The organism is Paenibacillus sp. FSL H3-0333, assembly GCF_038002805.1.
GTDB lineage: Bacteria > Bacillota > Bacilli > Paenibacillales > Paenibacillaceae > Paenibacillus_AQ > Paenibacillus_AQ silagei.
Genome location: NZ_JBBODG010000001.1, coordinates 3,344,553 through 3,360,674 on the forward strand (window position 1 = coordinate 3,344,553; position 16,122 = coordinate 3,360,674).

Sequence of the window (16,122 nt, forward strand, 5' to 3'; positions counted from 1 at the left end):
GTAAGATACGGTCTGCTTAAGGGACCGGATTATAGAGAATACATTTTATTTGGACCCTGGGAGGATAAAAGTCATGGCTAAAGTGCTAGTGGCATATGCCAGCTTGACTGGCAATACGGAGGAAATCGCTGAATTGATCGTGGAAGGAATACGCGCGGCAGGCGGAGAGGCCGTACTGAAATCGGTCATGGACTGCAATGCGGATGAGATAAAAGCGTATGAGGCTGTAATGCTGGGTGCGTACACATGGGGAGACGGCGAGCTGCCGGATGAATTCCTGGATTTCTATGAAGAGCTGGATGAGCTGGATCTCAGCGCCTGTAAGGCGGCGGCCTTCGGAAGCGGAGACACCGGGTATGCGATCTATTGCGGAGCAGTGGATCAGATTGAAGAGAAGCTGAAGGAGCGCGGGGCCGAGATTGTGCAGCCCAGTCTGAAGATTGAATACGGTCCGAATGCAGCGGAGAAAGAGGCTTGCCGCACTTACGGGCGCCAGTTCATCGAGATCTGCGCGGCGGTCTCTTAAGGATGGGCGCGGCGGCAGGAAACTTCACAGGAACGAAGCCGGATGCTGAAGCTGGCCGGTACAGACGTCTGAACGATTACCGCATGGAGCACATCATGCTGGGCGGGGCCGAGGTGGCCGGCAGCGGAGCTCCCGCTACCGGACTTCCCCGCTGGAGACAGCAGGTTCAATTTGCAGTCGGACATACGCTTAATGACTACTACAGTCTGCGGCCCGAGGTGCGCCGGGAGACGCCTGTCCAGTTTCTGCTGGAGCGCCGCTGGCCGCCGAAGGGCAATGCTTTTCCTTCCCTGATGCATTACTGGGATGTCAAGCAGGCGGTGGCTGATGAGCTGATGCGGATTGTCGCAGGCAGTTACACCGCAGAGATTCCGGTGATGCGGTTCGAACAGTGGCATGTTCCTGTCCGGGAGCTTGAGATTGAGCTGGCGGTGATTTTTCAGCTGGCCTGGAATTCGAAGCTTACGGGACGCAGTCTGAATATCCAGAAATTCATGGTACATGCTGACCCGCAGGTGATTACCGGATTTCTGCATATGGCGAATGTATTCTGCCATAAGGCTTACGGGAAGCCGGCGGAGACGATCGCAATCTACTCGCTGCTGGATGGCCGTAGGCAGCTGTATGACGGAGCAGTCATGCCCCTGCAGGAATCGCTGGATTACGTGCGCCTGCTGTCTGTCTTCCTGGAACGGGAGGAACAGGCAGCAGGCTGCGTGAAATGCAGCAACCGCCGCAGCGACCGGGATGAAGCCCAGGTGCGGGGCTACGGACTGATGTAGAAGCAGACGATGAATTGAAATTGGAGACGACACAAAAAGCATCTCCTTCAGGGTCAGTTGACCGTGAGGGGATGCTTTTTGATTGTTTAGGAATTGTATGCGAAAAACAGCATACATTGTGCTAGCCAGCAGGCGTTTGGCGCAAATGTATGTGAAAAACAGCATTCATTGTGCTCACACGAAGGCACATGGGCCGAATGTATACGAAAAACAGCATTCATTGTGCTCACATGCAGGCGTTTGGTCCGAAAGTATGCGAAAAACAGCATACATTGTGCTGGTGCGCAGGCATATGGGCTAAATGTATGCTTCTTGAAATACTCGTTGCCAGGCTAGCCGTTCAAAGGATAGGTGTAATAATCCTGCTGGCTCTGAATGACGAAGCCGCAGCTCTCATAGAGCCGCAGTGCATTCGGGTTATCCAGCGCAACCTCCAGATTCACTCCGTTATAATTCCGCTGCTCCCGCTCAATGGTCTGCTGCAGGGCACTCCGGCCGATGCCGAGACCGCGCAGCTTCTTGTCCACCGTAAATCCGTAGATCCAGGTTTCGTTGTCCTCGGACCACAGACGCATTTTCCCGGCGGGCTGGCCGCTGAGCTCAATGATGATATGCTCCTGTGAGCCTTCCTGTTCGTGCAGCTCATACATTTCAGCGGCGTCCTCTTCGGTCATCTGGAACCCGTCGCAGTCGAAGGCGATGAGTAGAGGGGTCTCCTCCGGACGTGCAGGCCGGAGCATGACATTGCCTGAGGCCGAGCTGGCCTCTGAGGCTCTAACCTTGCTGCCCGCACCATCCCATTTCATCTGAAACTCCGAATGGCTGAAGGCAAGCGGCAAGGTCTTCAGATAGGCATTGCCTGAAGCCGAAGCCGCAGGGGTGTTCAGCAGCAGCGTCTTCGTCTTCCCTCTGCGGATGATGGCCTGGGCCTGTTCCCAGAGGGAGCTAAAGATCCCCCGGCGGCGGTAGCCCGGCCGGACCATGCCGCATACCTCCATATCACCGCCGATGCCGTACAGGCCGATGAAGCCGACCAGCAGGCCGTCCTCATAGGTCAAAAGCCACTCTGCACCGCCTGCTACACTGGGCTGCCGGAGCATGTCCCAGTTCAGCTTCAGCGAGATTCCTTCATAGTGCTCGCAGCGCTGCTGCAGCTCTTCAATCTGTTTCAGTGTATCTGTATTCGTCAAACGTTCTTCCTCCTATTTGAGTACATCCTTGTATTCCTCGTGCTTCTCGAATTGATGGGCCGCATACGGGCACACCGGTACAATCTTGACACTCTGCTCACGGGCCAGGTCAACGACCGCCCGCACGAGCTTCTCTCCAGCCCCCTGGCCGCGCAGATCTTCGGAGACAAAGGTATGGTCAATCACCAGGTCACCTGTTGTCTTGTCCGCTTTGTATGTAATCTCGGCCAGGTCCTTAGCGTCACCGGCAATATAGAAACGTCCTTCTCCTTTAGCAATCTGTTCCATGTATCTTCACTCCATTCGGGTTTAGTGGTTTTATTTTACTACCCTGTGCGGCAAAAAGCGAGAAAGGGGAAGAGAGGCACCTTACGTCATTTACAGCAGGTGATTTTAGCGTAATCATTTATAAATATGGATTGGATTTGAATTTTACCCTATTTTGACTTGTTCTTTTCCCGGTGCTATACTGATTCCATAGCGGGCAAATATGGTTAATAAGAGACTGATTAGACATAAGAGCTAATTGGTCTTGTTTTTTAATGCAGCTATGCTGACACTACTTGGCGTACGCCGCCCCCGGCAACTTGCCCGGCTTTCTTAACGAAGGGCGTAGCGCTCAAAAAACTATTAGGAGGAAATATCATGAATACCACAGTACGCTTGACTGAAAGATCCGGATCGAATTCATCCCAGCGCAGCAAAGGTTTTGTACCGGTTGTAGTTTACGGTGCAGGTTCAGATACCCAGTCCTTCTCAGCAGATGCCAAAACACTTAATGATATTCTCGGCAAAAACCCGCGTGCCATCCTGAAGGTGGAATTCCCGGGCTCCGGCTCGAAGAATGCGGTTATTCAGGAAGTGCAGCGCCAGCCGGTATCCCGTACGCTGCTTCATGTAGATTTGCAGCAGATTGACATGAAGGCTGATCTGGATACCAAGGTAGCCTTCCACTTCACAGGTGATCCTATCGGCGTCAAGAGCGGCGGCGTGCAGCAGGTGGAGCTGTATGAGCTGGATATCCGGACCTTGCCGGACAAGCTGGAAGCAAACCTCGAAGTAGATATCAGCGGCCTCGATATCGGTGATCAATTGCTGGTGTCCGATCTGCCGAAGCATGAAGGCTGGGAGATCCTTACCCCTGAAGATACGCTGATCGTGCGGATTTCGCCTCCGCTCGTGATGGAGGAGCCGGCTGATGAAGCTGCTGCCGCACCAGCTGAGGAAGCAGCCGAAGCTGGGAAGTCTGAAGAATAAGACTTTTCTGGCTGTAGCCATCGCATCTTCTATATGCAGAGAACTTTGCAGACAGCCTGAGATAACGGCTGTATATGGAGAGTCATAATCTTTGATCAACCAGGAGCAGACATATCCTTAGCAGGGAATGGTCTGCTCCTTTTTGCGGAAGCGGGAATCTGGTACATCCTGGTATTACATATGAGTGAGTAGGAGAGTGCATTCATGAATCCTAATATAATCAAGCTGGTAAGCGGCTCCAATGCGAAGCTGGACGAGGCTTCCACCCAGGCAACCGTGAAGATATCCTGCAGCAGTTCTCCGGCGATTCTGGATATCAGCTGCTTTATGGTGGGCGGGAACGGGAAGGTGCCGTCCGATGATTTCTTTATCTTTTATAATCAGCCAGCTGATCCTAAGCACACGGTCGTATTCAATCCGATTGATAAATACAGCGGGGAGTTCGCTATAGATCTGCGTGCGCTTAGCGCCTCGGGCATTGAGAAATGCGTCTTCGCCGCTACGCTGGACGGTCCCGGAACCTTCGCCGATGTCAGAGGCTGCAGAATCAGCGCGGCGGGGAAGGGTACGGAGCTGGTATATGAAATTATGGACGGTAACGCCGAGACCTCGCTCGTGCTGGCAGAGCTGTACCGCCACGGCGGGGGCTTCAAGCTTCGCGCGGTTGGACGGGGCTTCCATGGCGGACTGAAGCCGCTGGCGGAAGCGCATGGGGTCGAGGTGGAAGACGAAGCGCCGGAGAACGGCAGCGGAGCTGAGGCTCAACCGGTGTCAGGCCATACGGAAGCAGCGGCTGCATACAGCGGACCGCCCAAGGATACAGTCCAGGAGGAGGCTCCCCGGGCTGCCCTGAATTTGACGAAGATTGATCTGCTGAAGCAGCAGGTCGGAATTTCACTGCGCAAGAAGAATCTTGACCAGGAGAAGGCAAGGGTAGCCGTGGTGTTCGATGCATCTGGCTCCATGGCGCAATTATATGCGAAGGGAGTCGTGCAGCGGGCTTTTGAACGGGTGCTGGCTGTGGCTGCCAAGATGGATGATGACGGAATGCTGGATGTCTGGTTCTTCGCCACTAAGAGTAAGAGAATGCCAAGCGTGAATGAACACGGATATGAGGATTATGTGAAGCGGACCTATCCGGGACCGAAGATGTTCGGGGGACTGGGCATCGGGAACAATGAGCCGGTGGTTATGGCGGATCTGATCAAGAAATATACGAAGGAGGAGCCGGGCGACCTGCCGGTATATGTGGTCTTCTTCAGCGACGGGGGCATCTATGAGACGCCCAAAATATCGAAGCTGCTGATCCAGAGCTCGAAGCATAATATCTTCTGGCAGTTTGTGGGGCTGGGCAATGCGGATTATGGCGTACTCCGTGAGCTTGACGATCTGCGGGGCCGTTATGTGGATAATGCCGATTTTTTCGCGCTGGATGATCTGGACGAGGTCAGCGATGAGGACCTGTATGACCGGCTTTTCAACGAGTACCCGAAATGGCTGCGTGAAGCCCGGCAGAAGGGCGTTGTGCGTTCATAGAATGAAGTATAGCGGGCAGATCCGAAGCCGGTAAGGGCTAGGGTCTGCTCTGTTTTTTAATGAAGGAGTGGATAGGAGGAGGCGTTGTTGCACGGGAGGGGAGCGATGTAGGTAGCTTGTCAGTTTACAACGTAACAGTGTTATGTTACGATGAGCGCAAGGAGTGGTGATATGGAAGAGGATTTAATCTCCAAAAAGGAGCTGCTCGATGAGACAGGAATCTCTTACGGGCAGTTGTACCGCTGGAAGCGGAAGCAGCTGATTCCTGAGGAATGGTTCATCCGCAAATCTACCTTTACGGGACAGGAGACCTTTTTTCCGCGGGCGCGGATTTTGGGGCGGGTGCAGCATATTTTACAGAAGAAGGATGATCTCTCCCTGGATGAATTGGCGGATCAGCTGTCAGAGCCGGCATCCTCGTACAGAATAAGGTTTACTTTATCCCAGCTAAAGGAACGTAACATTGTTTCGGTGGGTAGTCTGGAGCGGTTCGGGAGACCGGAGGCCGAGGGCTTACCGCTGAGCTTCGAGCAGATTCTTAATGTATTTGCGGCAGATTGGCTGCTCAGTAAGGGGGAGCTCAGCTGGGAGGAAGCAGACCGGCTCTATCAGACGCTGGAGAGTCATGCGCCGGGGTACGGGGAGAAGGGATGGGAGCTGTTTTTTGTGCGGAAGATGGGGGTTAGCTTCTTCATTATGGCGCTGCCGGGAGCGGGGCTGGCCTTCGAAGAGGGGGTACGGCTGGTGAGCAGGCTTCGCTCTGCCGATCTGGCGGAACTACTGAATAGACGTTTGACTGAAGACGGCTTATAGAGTAAGGAACAGTACACCACAGGAGGCTGGACCATGGAGAAGAATGAACTGCCGGATCTGGTGATGGATGGGGTCAACACGGCTGCCGGAGGCAGATATAACAAAGTGAATATCAACGGCGTCAGCAAGATTAACGGAGCGCTCAGCGCACATATCTATAGCTGTGACGGCGTAATGAAGCTGAACGGCGACCTTGCGGCGGAAGAGATGGGGATGGACGGAACCCTCAATCTGAAGGGCAATCTGCAGGTTGGTGAAATGAAGCTGAATGGAGTAGTCAACGGAGAAGGCAGTATGCGGGGAGAGCGCTGTGTAATGGACGGCATGCTGAAGCTGAAGGGCAATTGTGAGCTGGAGGAACTGACCGGTGAAGGGGTATTCACGGTGGGGGGCCTGCTGAGTGCGGGCCGGATGGAGTTCGGGCTACAGGGTCAGTCTGAGGCAGGGGAGATTGGCGTGGAGAGCCTGGTGATCCGCAAAAAAGGTAACGCGGCCTGGGGCAGACTGCTCGGCGGAATGATCCCCAAGCTCAAAATCGGGCTGCGGGCCAAGCTCATCGAGGGAGATACGCTAGATCTGGAATACACGAGTGCAGATGTAGTGAGGGGCGGTACGGTCATTATCGGGCAGGGCTGCTCGATCGGCCGGGTGGAGTATAGAACGGGACTGACTGTACATCCCGGTGCCCAGGTGGGAAAGGAGGAGAAGACCGGTGAATGAAGCGGTAGAACGCCATGATCTGAAGATACTCGGGACGTCGAGCTCTGTCGGCGGAGTTTTTAAGGATGTGAAGGTGACGGGAGAATGTACCTTCGGCGGGGATGTGGACTGCCATAAGCTTGCGCAGACCGGAGAGGTAGCGGTTGAAGGAAATCTTCGGGTACAGGATATCAAAATCACCGGGGAGTGCAAGGTGAAGGGCCGGGTAGACGCAGCCAGCCTGCGCGGACAAGGAGAGGTTACGGCTGGCGGCGGGCTGCGGATTGAGGATATCAAGCTGACCGGCGGGATCATAGTTACGGGCGATTGTGAAGCAGAGCAGGTGCAGCTTACCGGAGTCCTGGAGGTCAGCGGACTATTAAATGCGGAGAGGCTCGACCTGACGTTATTCGGCCCCTGTAGGGCGGATACAGTCGGCGGCGGCAGCATCTCCATCAAGCGCAGCCGTTCCGGCGCGTTGCTCAGACCCGGGAAGAAGATGAGCTTCGCGGCCCGGCTGATTGAAGGAGATCGGATCGAGCTTCAGCATACGCAGGCGCAGACCGTCCGGGGCGGAAGCGTTGTGATCGGGCCCGGCTGCGATATTGAGACGGTGGAGTACCGGGAGTTGCTGGAGGTGCATAAGAGCTCAACGGTAAGGAATGCGGTGAAAATGTAGCGTTAATCCTGCCGGGCGGCCTTGAACCGCAGCACGGTCCGCAGCTTCTCCGGGCGGGCACGCCTGGCATCTGAGATATAGATTTCGCGGTGCAGGTGAGACTCCCGCAGCAGGCCCTGAGCAGAGCAGAATTGCTCCATTCTGGCGAAGCTGTGCGGTTCATCATCATAGGGGCCGATATGCAGCATTTGTACACTCAGGCCGTCTTCGATGCGGGCGAAGACGGCCTTGTCCAGCAGCGGGTGCGGCTTGCTGCGCTTGACCTGCTCCAGCACTTCTGCAGCAAGCAGAGGGGTCAGGAAATCCGGCTGGCGGATCATTAATGTGTACACCAGCTCGTTCTTATCAAGAGCGGCTAAGCGGCGTCCGGCTTCGCTGAGATCCCATACCCCTTCCAGCGGGAAGACGGTGTAGTCGTAGTAGCCTTCGGGTGCGGGACCTTTTCTCGGCAGCATCTTGACTGCGTAGGACAAGGAATACAGCACAGCGACTGCTTCTGCGAAGGCACTTCCGTTGGGATTGCCTTCACCCCGCAGGGTGAAATAAGGGAAGGCGGGTACTTGAATCAGCCCCGGTTCGGCAGGGGGTAGGTATAGGGCTTTGTCTTGTTTTCTCCATTCGAATTTCATATGGGTCACCTCAGTTCATAGGATTGTGCTGCATTCAGCATAGCATGCGAACCGGACAGGTGTATGTCAGGTTGGCGGCTGGAGGCTGAAGAGCAGTAGTACATAGAAAGAGTATTTAGTAGAGGAGGATTTATGTTGAGCGGAACGATGGAATGCGTGGTTGCTGCGAAGGCGGCACTCGGAGAAGGTCCCCATTGGGATCACAGGAAGGGCAGATTGTATTGGATGGATGTTGACAGCAATGAATTACATCTCTATGACCCTGGCAAGGGGACGGATGATATTCATTCCTTTGAGCGAAAGGTAAGTGCAGCCGTACCGGCGGAGCGCGGCGGCTGGATTCTGACGATGGAGGACGGGATCTACAGATATATGGAGCATCAGCCTGTGGAGCTGTTGGCATCGGTGGAGACCGGAATTTCCGGTAACCGGCTGAATGATGCCAAATGCGACAGCTGTGGACGCTTGTGGTTCGGCTCGATGAACAGAAGGTTTGCGGGAAGAGAGGGCAGCCTGTATGTAATGGAATCCGCTGGTGAGGTCCGGCAGGTGTTGACTGGGATCGGCATCTCCAACGGCTTGGCCTGGAACGACAGCTTGGGGGTCATGTATTACATTGACACGTTGACCAAGGGGATCGATGTAATGGATTATTCGCTGGCAGACGGCTCGGTAAGCGGGCGCCGGACGGTCATCCGGTTGGCGGAAGGCGAAGGCTGGCCGGATGGGATGACGATCGACTGTGAAGGCATGCTCTGGGTTGCCCATTGGCGCGGGGGCTGTATCTCACGGTGGAATCCCCATACAGGCGAGCAGTTGGAGAAAATCGAGGTTCCGTCGCATTATGTAACCTCCTGTACCTTCGGCGGCGGGAATTTGGACGAACTGTACATCACTACGGCACGCGGATACATGAGTGCAGAAGAGCAGGAACGCTGGCCGCAGGCGGGCGGATTGTTCCGGTTCAAGCCGGGAGTGAGGGGCCGGGAGGCTAATCGGGCGGCTTTTTAGGTGAAGGTAGGCGGGGGGGGGGGGGGCGCTTGCCCTAGTAGAGCATCAGTCTTTAAATTGTGGTTGGGCATGATGAGGCCTGAAGGATTAAAATAGTGAAGTGGAAATACAAGCGGAGTTGTTTATAAGGCGGATATTCTGCCTGTGAGCAGCTCTTTTTATGCTGTATAGAATCATGAAATCTGGGGACAACAGCGGCCGGAGGTCAGAGGTTCACTACAGCGACGACCAAGCATCGAGTTCAAGCCTGAAGTGCATGCCTTTTTATTTTCAGAATAAACAAAATATGGTATTGTATCTATATATTGAAACGCTTTCACGAAGAGCGGTGAGAAAGGCGGAACCCGGTATCCATCATTATTCCTATCAAAAGCAAGGAGGACTTCGATGATTAAGGCTGTTGTCGTAGACGATGAGCGTCTGGTGCGCAAGGGTTTCATCTCACTGCTGGATTGGCCGTCCTTCGGGGTGGTGATTACCGGAGAGGCCAGAGACGGGCATGCGGCACTGGAGCTGCTGCGCGAGCAGGAGACGGATCTGTTGTTCGTGGATCTGTCGCTGCCGGGGATGACCGGGTTCGAGCTGATCCGAGAGGTGAGGCTGCGGTATCCCGCGGTACGGTGCGTGGTGCTGACCTGCCATCATGAATTCGATGATGTGCAGGAGGCGCTGCGGCTGGGAGCGGTGGATTACATTGTCAAAACGCTGCTGGAGCCGGAGAATGCCGATGAAATCATCCGCAGACTGGTGGAGCGGATCAGGTGGGAGGACGGAAACAAGAGCATCCCTTCAAAAGCAGAGCAAAAAGTAATCGCTGAGGACAAAGCGCTGCTATATGTGCCGCTTACGCCGGAACTGAAGGAAGAGCAGTTGTACGCGCTGTCTCTGGTGAGAAATTCCACGCTGCATGCTGTGCCGGGGATGTGGCTGTCTCCGCTGCCGTATCCTGTGGATGCAGCACGGATCGGAGGAGAGCTGGGAGCGGTGCTTGGGACAAGCTGGACAGCGGCGCTGCTGGAGGGGGTGCGCGGTCAGCCGCTGAAGAGAATCGCTGCGGTGCTGGAACAGTCAGCCCGGCAGGCGCTGTTCTATGCGGCGGGCGGCCAGGCGCTCCCGAGGCTGCACTATGGTGAACTGCAGGCGCTGGCCGCGCGGCAAAGGCCGGAGACGGGCGTCCCTTCCGCGCTGGTACAGGCGCAGAATCTACGCTGGACGCTGGAGCGGAGAGAATGGGATCTGTTCCTCAGCGGGGTTGCGATGCAGCAGCCGGACCCTGCGGCAGTGGCGGACTTTGGCCAAGAGCTGCTGCGGGGCTGGAGCCGGCTGCTGCTTACGGCGGAGGAAGCGCAACAGCTCGCGCTGGCGGCAGAGTGCAACCGGCACTGGCGGCACTGGCAAGTCTGGCTGCATCAGTTCACGGGGTATGTCCAGCGCCGGATGATTGAGCTGGGCCTGAGTCAAGAGGTGATGCTCTGCCTGATCAGCGCTGTGCGTTATATGAAGAGCCATGCCGGCGATAAAATCAATCAGGGCGATGTTGCCGCTGCTATCCATATGAGCCGCGGCTATTTCAGCCGGTGCTTCGCCCGCTTTGCCGGTGAGACTTTCGGGGAGTGCCTGCGGCGCATGCGCCTGGAGCTGGCGAAAGCACTGCTGCTGGAGACCCCTGTCCCGGTGTGTGAAATTGCCTGCAGGTCCGGCTTCGGGGATGACCGTTATTTCAGCAAGCTGTTCCGGGAGCATGTCGGCAAGCTGCCGAGTGAATTCCGCGCAGAAGGCCAGCTTCAAGGCGCCTTATTTGCGGCTGAACACGGGGGACAGCAGTGACTGCTGGATTTTCTCTACTTAATGAATACGCTCAGCCCTGCCCGTTCAGCCGGTCTGAGTTACGGGTGACCTTATGGAGCAGATCTATCAGCGTATCCAGCTCACTCTCGGTGAGGTCCATGGACAGCTCGCGGTTGAAGTCATCCAGCAGCGCCTGGAAGGCAGGGGCGAAGTCGAGCGCCTTGGGAGTTGGATACAGCAGGAAGGAGCGTCGGTCGGTCGGATCTGTCCGGCGCTCAATATATCCCGAGGCCTCCAAAAGCTTGACGGAGCGTGTAGTTGTCGCTTTATCGCATTTAATCCGGCTGGTCATCTGATCCTGGGTGATCCCCGGATGACTCAGCACCAGCTTTAAGAAGCTATGCTGGCCTCCGCTGCCGATGCCGTAGGGAAGCAGCTCCTTGGCCAGTATTTTTTGGTTCTGACGGTGAAGATGGGAGATCAGCTTCCCGATGGGTTCTCTATTTAAAGTCACAATGGACACCTCGCTGAGGATTATAACGGCAGCCTGCCTAAGGCATACCGCCCTGTCTCAGATCTTACCGTAATTTTGTTGCGCACGCAACTAATTTGCAGTACACTGTGAAGGATTAGTTTGTTGCGTGTGCAACTAGATTACATTGGATACAAGAGGGTGTTAGTGGATGAGCAGCTTAGAGGCGACCTATCAGGAGGATGCCGGGATACAGAAGAAGCGCTGGCTGATTCTGATCGTTCTTAACTTGTTTACTTTTATGTCTACACTGGACGGAAGTATTGTGAATATTGCGCTGCCGGTGTTGGTGAAGGAGCTGGGGCTGCCGGTAGCCCAGGTAGAATGGGTGACAACCGGATATCTGATGGCGATCTGTTCAGTGATTCTGTTCTTCGGGAAGCTGGGGGACATCGCCGGCAAAATAAAGATGTTCAAGCTGGGTATGGTCGTCTTCACCATCGGCTCTCTGCTCTGCGGATTAAGCCACAGCCTGCCGCTGCTCATTGCTTCGCGTGTAGTGCAGGCGGTCGGTGCTTCGATGACCATGGCGAACAGCCAGGGTATTGTTACGGATATTTTCCCGTCTACGGAACGCGGCAAGGCTCTCGGCTTGATTGGAACCTTCGTGTCCCTCGGCAGTATAGCGGGGCCCAGCTTAGGCGGAATTATCGTATCGTCGATGGGCTGGGAGTATATTTTCTGGGTGAATGTGCCGATTGGCATTCTGGCGATTGCACTGGGCTGGAAGGTACTGCCGAAGGATCTGGTACGCGTGAAGTCAGGGATTGATGCTCCCGGCAGCCTGCTGTTTGCTGTCTTCATTGTCTCTCTGTTCGCCGGACTTCTGCTCGGCCAGCAGCTTGGATACGGGGATACCCGGATCATTGCCGCTCTCTCCGCTGCGGTGATTACCTTCATCGTCTTCCTAATCGTGGAGCTGCGCAGCGCCCAGCCGCTGCTTCAACTGGGCCTGTTCAAGAATCCCTTGTTCTCACTGAGTATATTCTGTGCTTTTCTGGTGTTCGTCTCGAACTTCTGCTTCAATATTATCGCGCCGTTTTATGCGCAGAATATGCTGAACATGTCCCCTTTTGATGCAGGCTTCCTGCTGATGCTCTACCCGATCTGCATGGTGATAGTCGCTCCGTTAAGCGGGGCATTGTCGGACAAAATCGGTTCGGAGCTGCTCACCTTCGCAGGGCTGATCGTGATGGTGGTTGCCCAGTTCGGGCTGGCCCGGCTGCATGAAGGCAGTCCGGTTATGCTGGTCGGCGTCTGGATCGCCATGCTTGGCATCGGCAGCGGGATGTTCGGCTCACCGAACAACTCGCTGATTATGTCCACGGTGCCGCGAACACAGCTAGGCTCGGCAGGCAGCGTGAATTCGCTGGTCCGTAATGTGGGGATGGTCGTCGGAATTACCTTAGCCACCTCGATTCTGTTCAATGTAATGAGCAGCAAGGCCGGCTACCGGGTAACCGGGCTGGTAGAAGGACGTCCGGAGCTGTTCCTCTCGGGGATGCATGCAGTCTTCCTGGCTTCGTCCGGGATCTGCCTGTTATCGGCGCTCCTGACCGGATGGCGGCTGTTCTCCTCGCGCAGGGCCAAGAGCCTGAGCGCATAACATGAATAAACGGGCAGGGCTGCGGAATTTCGCTGTCCTGCTCTTTTTTTGAAAAAAATTTAATGTTTGTGGGGATGGTGTGTCACAATCTCCGTCCCTATCTTGTCTACAGTTATGAAGAGCAATACAACCATAATGGAGGCGACCTAAGTTGAGTCTAAGAATGAATTATCGTGAGGTTAACGGCCCGGCATTCCGGGCAATGATGGCGCTGGAGCAGCATGCAGGAAGCCGCAGCAAGGATAAGGTGTTGTATGAGCTGGTTAAAATAAGGGTCTCCCAGATCAACGGCTGTGCGTTCTGTTTGGATATGCACGGCAAGGATCTGATGAAGCTGGGCAACTATGCCGATCATATTCTGCTGCTGAGTGTGTGGCGCGAAGCGCCGTTGTTCAGTGCGAAGGAACGTGTGCTGCTGGAATTCGCCGAGCAGGTCACGCTGATCAGCGAAGCTGGCGTTCCGCTGGAGCTGTACCATAAGATGCTTACGCACTTTAGCGAAGAGGAACTGGTAGACTGGATTATGGCGATCAATACGATCAACAGCTGGAACCGGATTGCCATTACAACCGGGATGTTCCCGGGCTGCTTCGGCTAACTTCGGTTAATGAAGCAGCCGGAATCGTAAGGATGGGGGAGGCATGAAGTGGACAGGGGTAAAATAACGTCTCAGGCCAAGACACCTGCAGCGGAGAATCCCGGTATGGAGGAGCTGTATCAGAGCTATAAAGGCTATGCCTTCTCCATTGCCTACCGGATGCTTGGCGTGATTGCCGATGCAGAGGATGCGGTGCAGGATATGTTCGCCGAGCTGCAGCACCGGGACCGGAGCGGCATTCAGAATATCAAAGCCTATGTGGCCAAAGGCGTGACCAACCGCTGCCTCAATATGCTGAACTCGGCACGCAGCCGCAGAGAGACTTATATCGGAGAGTGGCTGCCTGAGCCGGTAAGCGAGGGATATGACGGCCCGGAAGCGGCGGCAGAACGCAAGGATAATCTGTCGTATGCTTTTCTGGTGCTGCTGGAGCGTCTGTCTCCCACGGAGCGTGCGGTATTCGTACTGCGGGAAGCCTTCGAATACGACTATGAAGCCATTGCCGGAATGGTAGGCAAGTCGGGCAGCAACTGCCGTCAGATCTTCAGCCGGGCCAAGCGTATCCTGCAGACAGAGCCGGCTTCCCGGTTACCCTCGCTCAGATATGGAGCAGTCACCGAGAATCTGCTGGTGCGCTTCACTGCCGCGTTCACCTCCTATGACGTAGGCGGCATGCTGGAGCTGCTGGGCGAGCATCCGGTACTGGTTGCCGACGGCGGTGGCCGTGAGGTGCATACCATTCTCCGGCCGATGACCGGCCGCCGGGGAGTTACTGCACTGCTGACCTCGAAGCGGGTTATGCACTATTTGCGGGAGTGGAAGCCTTCCTGCGGGCTGCTGAACGGCGAGCCGGGTCTGATCTTCACCGATCAGGGAGTCGTGAAGTGCGTGCTCTGTCTGAGTACGGATTCCAGCGGGGAACGGATTCAGAGCCTGTATCTTCTGATGGACCCTGCGAAGCTGTCCCATATTACCGTACCGCCGGAGCCGCCGCAGCGCTGATTCCCGGCAACAACCCAAAAGACACGTTTCCTTCCCGCTCAGGGAAGAGTAACGTGTCTTTTTGGTTGTTAAGGTTGTGACATATGCGGCCGGATAGTCTGCATGCTCACTTAGTTCTTGAAGCTGTGAATCGGCGCGGGAATCCGTCCGCCACGGTTGACGAAGCCCGCACAATTGAACGGGTTGACAGCCATGACAGGAGCGTATCCGAGCAAGCCGCCGAATTCGACCATTTCACCGACGTCCTTGCCGATGACCGGAATGACGCGGACCGCTGTGGTCTTGTTGTTGACCATCCCGATGGCGGCTTCATCGGCAATGATGCCTGCGAGGGTCTCTTTGCTGGTGCTGCCGGGAATGGCAATCATGTCCAGGCCTACCGAGCAGACACAAGTCATGGCTTCGAGCTTCTCCAGCGTCAGCGCACCCCGCTGGACGGCCTGGATCATGCCGTGGTCTTCGCTGACCGGGATGAAGGCACCGCTTAAGCCGCCGACATAGGAGGAGGCCATGACTCCGCCTTTTTTGACATTGTCGTTAAGAATGGCCAGTGCTGCTGTGGTGCCGGGAGCCCCGGCTTCCTCCAGGCCCATCACCTGGAAGATCTCTGCGATGGAATCGCCGATCTCGGGCGTAGGGGCCAGCGACAGGTCGATGATGCCGAAGGGCACATTCAGCCGCTTGGAGGCTTCCTGGGCGACCAGCTGTCCGACACGGGTAACCTTGAAGGCTGTACGCTTGATCGTCTCGCACAGGGTTTCGAAGTCCTGTCCCTTGACCTCTTCCAGCGCCCGCTTGATCACACCCGGACCGCTCACGCCAACGTTAATCACACACTCCCGCTCGCCGACCCCGTGGAAGGCACCGGCCATGAACGGGTTATCCTCGACCGCATTGCAGAATACAACCAGCTTGGCACAGCCGATGGAGTCGCGGTCCTTGGTGCGCTCCGCCGTCTGGAGAATGATGTCGCCCATCAGCTTCACCGCGTCCATGTTGATGCCGCTGCGCGAGGAGCCGACGTTGACGGAGGAGCAGACTCTCTCGGTCACCGCCAGCGCTTCCGGGATACTGTCAATGAGAATCCGGTCGCCCTTCGTACAGCCCTTCTGCACCAGCGCAGAATACCCGCCGATGAAGTTGACGCCTACCTCCTTTGCAGCCTTGTCCAGAATCTGGGCGACAGGCACGTAGGTATCGGTATGTACAGCTCCCGCAGCAATCGAAATCGGCGTTACGGAGATCCGTTTGTTGACAATCGGCACCCCGAATTGGCGCTCCAGATCCTCGCCGGTCTTCACGAGCTTCTCGGCAGAGCGGGTAATTTTGTCATACACCTTCTGGTTGAAAACCTTCATATCGGTATGGGCGCAGTCCATCAGGCTGATGCCCATCGTAATGGTGCGGACATCCAGGTTCATTTCCCGGATCATTTTATTCGTCTCCTGAACTTCTACTATCGAGATCACTAGCG

General features: G+C 55.7%; 17 protein-coding genes. 12 read left to right on the top strand and 5 right to left on the bottom strand.

Going from position 1 to position 16,122, the window contains the following annotated elements:
• Positions 1 to 73: 73 nt before the first annotated feature.
• The gene (locus MHH78_RS14635) at positions 74 to 526 is read left to right on the top strand and encodes a flavodoxin (RefSeq protein WP_036732971.1); all 453 of its coding nucleotides are present in this window, start codon (positions 74 to 76) and stop codon (positions 524 to 526) included.
• Complete coding sequence (locus MHH78_RS14640; RefSeq protein WP_341167807.1) at positions 475 to 1,308, top strand: hypothetical protein; 834 nt, start codon at positions 475 to 477, stop codon at positions 1,306 to 1,308. The genes MHH78_RS14635 and MHH78_RS14640 overlap by 52 nt, the downstream gene beginning before the upstream one ends.
• 332 nt (positions 1,309 to 1,640) lie before the next feature.
• Here MHH78_RS14640 and MHH78_RS14645 read toward each other — a convergent pair whose 3' ends face one another.
• Together MHH78_RS14645 and MHH78_RS14650 are read right to left on the bottom strand one after the other, a co-directional pair.
• The gene (locus MHH78_RS14645) at positions 1,641 to 2,498 is read right to left on the bottom strand and encodes a GNAT family N-acetyltransferase (protein WP_076079233.1); all 858 of its coding nucleotides are present in this window, start codon (positions 2,496 to 2,498) and stop codon (positions 1,641 to 1,643) included.
• 12 nt (positions 2,499 to 2,510) lie between these two features.
• Positions 2,511 to 2,786 carry a GNAT family N-acetyltransferase gene (locus MHH78_RS14650; protein ID WP_341167808.1) on the bottom strand — a complete coding sequence of 92 codons (276 nt, stop codon included), beginning with the start codon at positions 2,784 to 2,786 and terminating at the stop codon, positions 2,511 to 2,513.
• Between the two features lie 357 nt (positions 2,787 to 3,143).
• Between MHH78_RS14650 and MHH78_RS14655 the strand changes: the two genes are divergently transcribed.
• The 5 genes from MHH78_RS14655 (at position 3,144) to MHH78_RS14675 (ending at position 7,482) form a co-directional block, all read left to right on the top strand.
• Complete coding sequence (locus MHH78_RS14655; protein ID WP_341167809.1) at positions 3,144 to 3,755, top strand: 50S ribosomal protein L25; 612 nt, start codon at positions 3,144 to 3,146, stop codon at positions 3,753 to 3,755.
• Between the two features lie 204 nt (positions 3,756 to 3,959).
• Positions 3,960 to 5,291, top strand: coding sequence for a vWA domain-containing protein (locus tag MHH78_RS14660; RefSeq protein ID WP_341167810.1), 1,332 nt, complete (start codon positions 3,960 to 3,962; stop codon positions 5,289 to 5,291).
• A gap of 171 nt (positions 5,292 to 5,462) precedes the next feature.
• Positions 5,463 to 6,104, top strand: coding sequence for a DUF4004 family protein (locus MHH78_RS14665; protein ID WP_341167811.1), 642 nt, complete (start codon positions 5,463 to 5,465; stop codon positions 6,102 to 6,104).
• Between the two features lie 33 nt (positions 6,105 to 6,137).
• Entirely contained in the window at positions 6,138 to 6,824 is a 687-nt protein-coding gene (locus tag MHH78_RS14670; protein ID WP_341167812.1) for a hypothetical protein, read from the top strand.
• A complete protein-coding gene (locus tag MHH78_RS14675; protein ID WP_341167813.1) occupies positions 6,817 to 7,482 on the top strand; it encodes a hypothetical protein in 666 nt (221 codons plus the stop codon). The genes MHH78_RS14670 and MHH78_RS14675 overlap by 8 nt, the downstream gene beginning before the upstream one ends.
• 2 nt (positions 7,483 to 7,484) lie before the next feature.
• On the opposite strand, the gene MHH78_RS14680 is transcribed toward MHH78_RS14675, so the two are convergent.
• Complete coding sequence (locus tag MHH78_RS14680; RefSeq protein WP_341167814.1) at positions 7,485 to 8,111, bottom strand: GyrI-like domain-containing protein; 627 nt, start codon at positions 8,109 to 8,111, stop codon at positions 7,485 to 7,487.
• Positions 8,112 to 8,243: 132 nt separating this feature from the next.
• On the opposite strand from MHH78_RS14680, the gene MHH78_RS14685 reads away from it, so the two are divergent.
• Together MHH78_RS14685 and MHH78_RS14690 are read left to right on the top strand one after the other, a co-directional pair.
• Positions 8,244 to 9,122, top strand: a complete 879-nt coding sequence (locus MHH78_RS14685) for an SMP-30/gluconolactonase/LRE family protein (protein WP_341167815.1) — start codon at positions 8,244 to 8,246, stop codon at positions 9,120 to 9,122.
• A 387-nt stretch (positions 9,123 to 9,509) separates the two neighbouring features.
• Complete coding sequence (locus MHH78_RS14690) at positions 9,510 to 10,949, top strand: response regulator transcription factor (RefSeq protein WP_341167816.1); 1,440 nt, start codon at positions 9,510 to 9,512, stop codon at positions 10,947 to 10,949.
• 31 nt (positions 10,950 to 10,980) lie between these two features.
• Here the strand turns inward: MHH78_RS14690 and MHH78_RS14695 are convergent, their stop codons facing one another.
• Entirely contained in the window at positions 10,981 to 11,424 is a 444-nt protein-coding gene (locus MHH78_RS14695) for a MarR family winged helix-turn-helix transcriptional regulator (RefSeq protein WP_036732999.1), read from the bottom strand.
• 169 nt (positions 11,425 to 11,593) lie between these two features.
• On the opposite strand from MHH78_RS14695, the gene MHH78_RS14700 reads away from it, so the two are divergent.
• The 3 genes from MHH78_RS14700 to MHH78_RS14710 all read left to right on the top strand — a co-directional run bounded on the left by MHH78_RS14700 (position 11,594) and on the right by MHH78_RS14710 (position 14,648).
• The gene (locus MHH78_RS14700; protein WP_340939805.1) at positions 11,594 to 13,048 is read left to right on the top strand and encodes an MFS transporter; all 1,455 of its coding nucleotides are present in this window, start codon (positions 11,594 to 11,596) and stop codon (positions 13,046 to 13,048) included.
• A 151-nt stretch (positions 13,049 to 13,199) separates the two neighbouring features.
• Positions 13,200 to 13,646, top strand: a complete 447-nt coding sequence (locus tag MHH78_RS14705; RefSeq protein ID WP_036733003.1) for a carboxymuconolactone decarboxylase family protein — start codon at positions 13,200 to 13,202, stop codon at positions 13,644 to 13,646.
• Positions 13,647 to 13,751: 105 nt separating this feature from the next.
• Positions 13,752 to 14,648: a sigma-70 family RNA polymerase sigma factor gene (locus MHH78_RS14710; protein WP_076079246.1), complete on the top strand. Its 897-nt coding sequence runs from the start codon at positions 13,752 to 13,754 to the stop codon at positions 14,646 to 14,648.
• Between the two features lie 110 nt (positions 14,649 to 14,758).
• Here MHH78_RS14710 and MHH78_RS14715 read toward each other — a convergent pair whose 3' ends face one another.
• Positions 14,759 to 16,117 carry a PFL family protein gene (locus tag MHH78_RS14715; protein WP_036733006.1) on the bottom strand — a complete coding sequence of 453 codons (1,359 nt, stop codon included), beginning with the start codon at positions 16,115 to 16,117 and terminating at the stop codon, positions 14,759 to 14,761.
• Positions 16,118 to 16,122 lie beyond the last annotated feature (5 nt).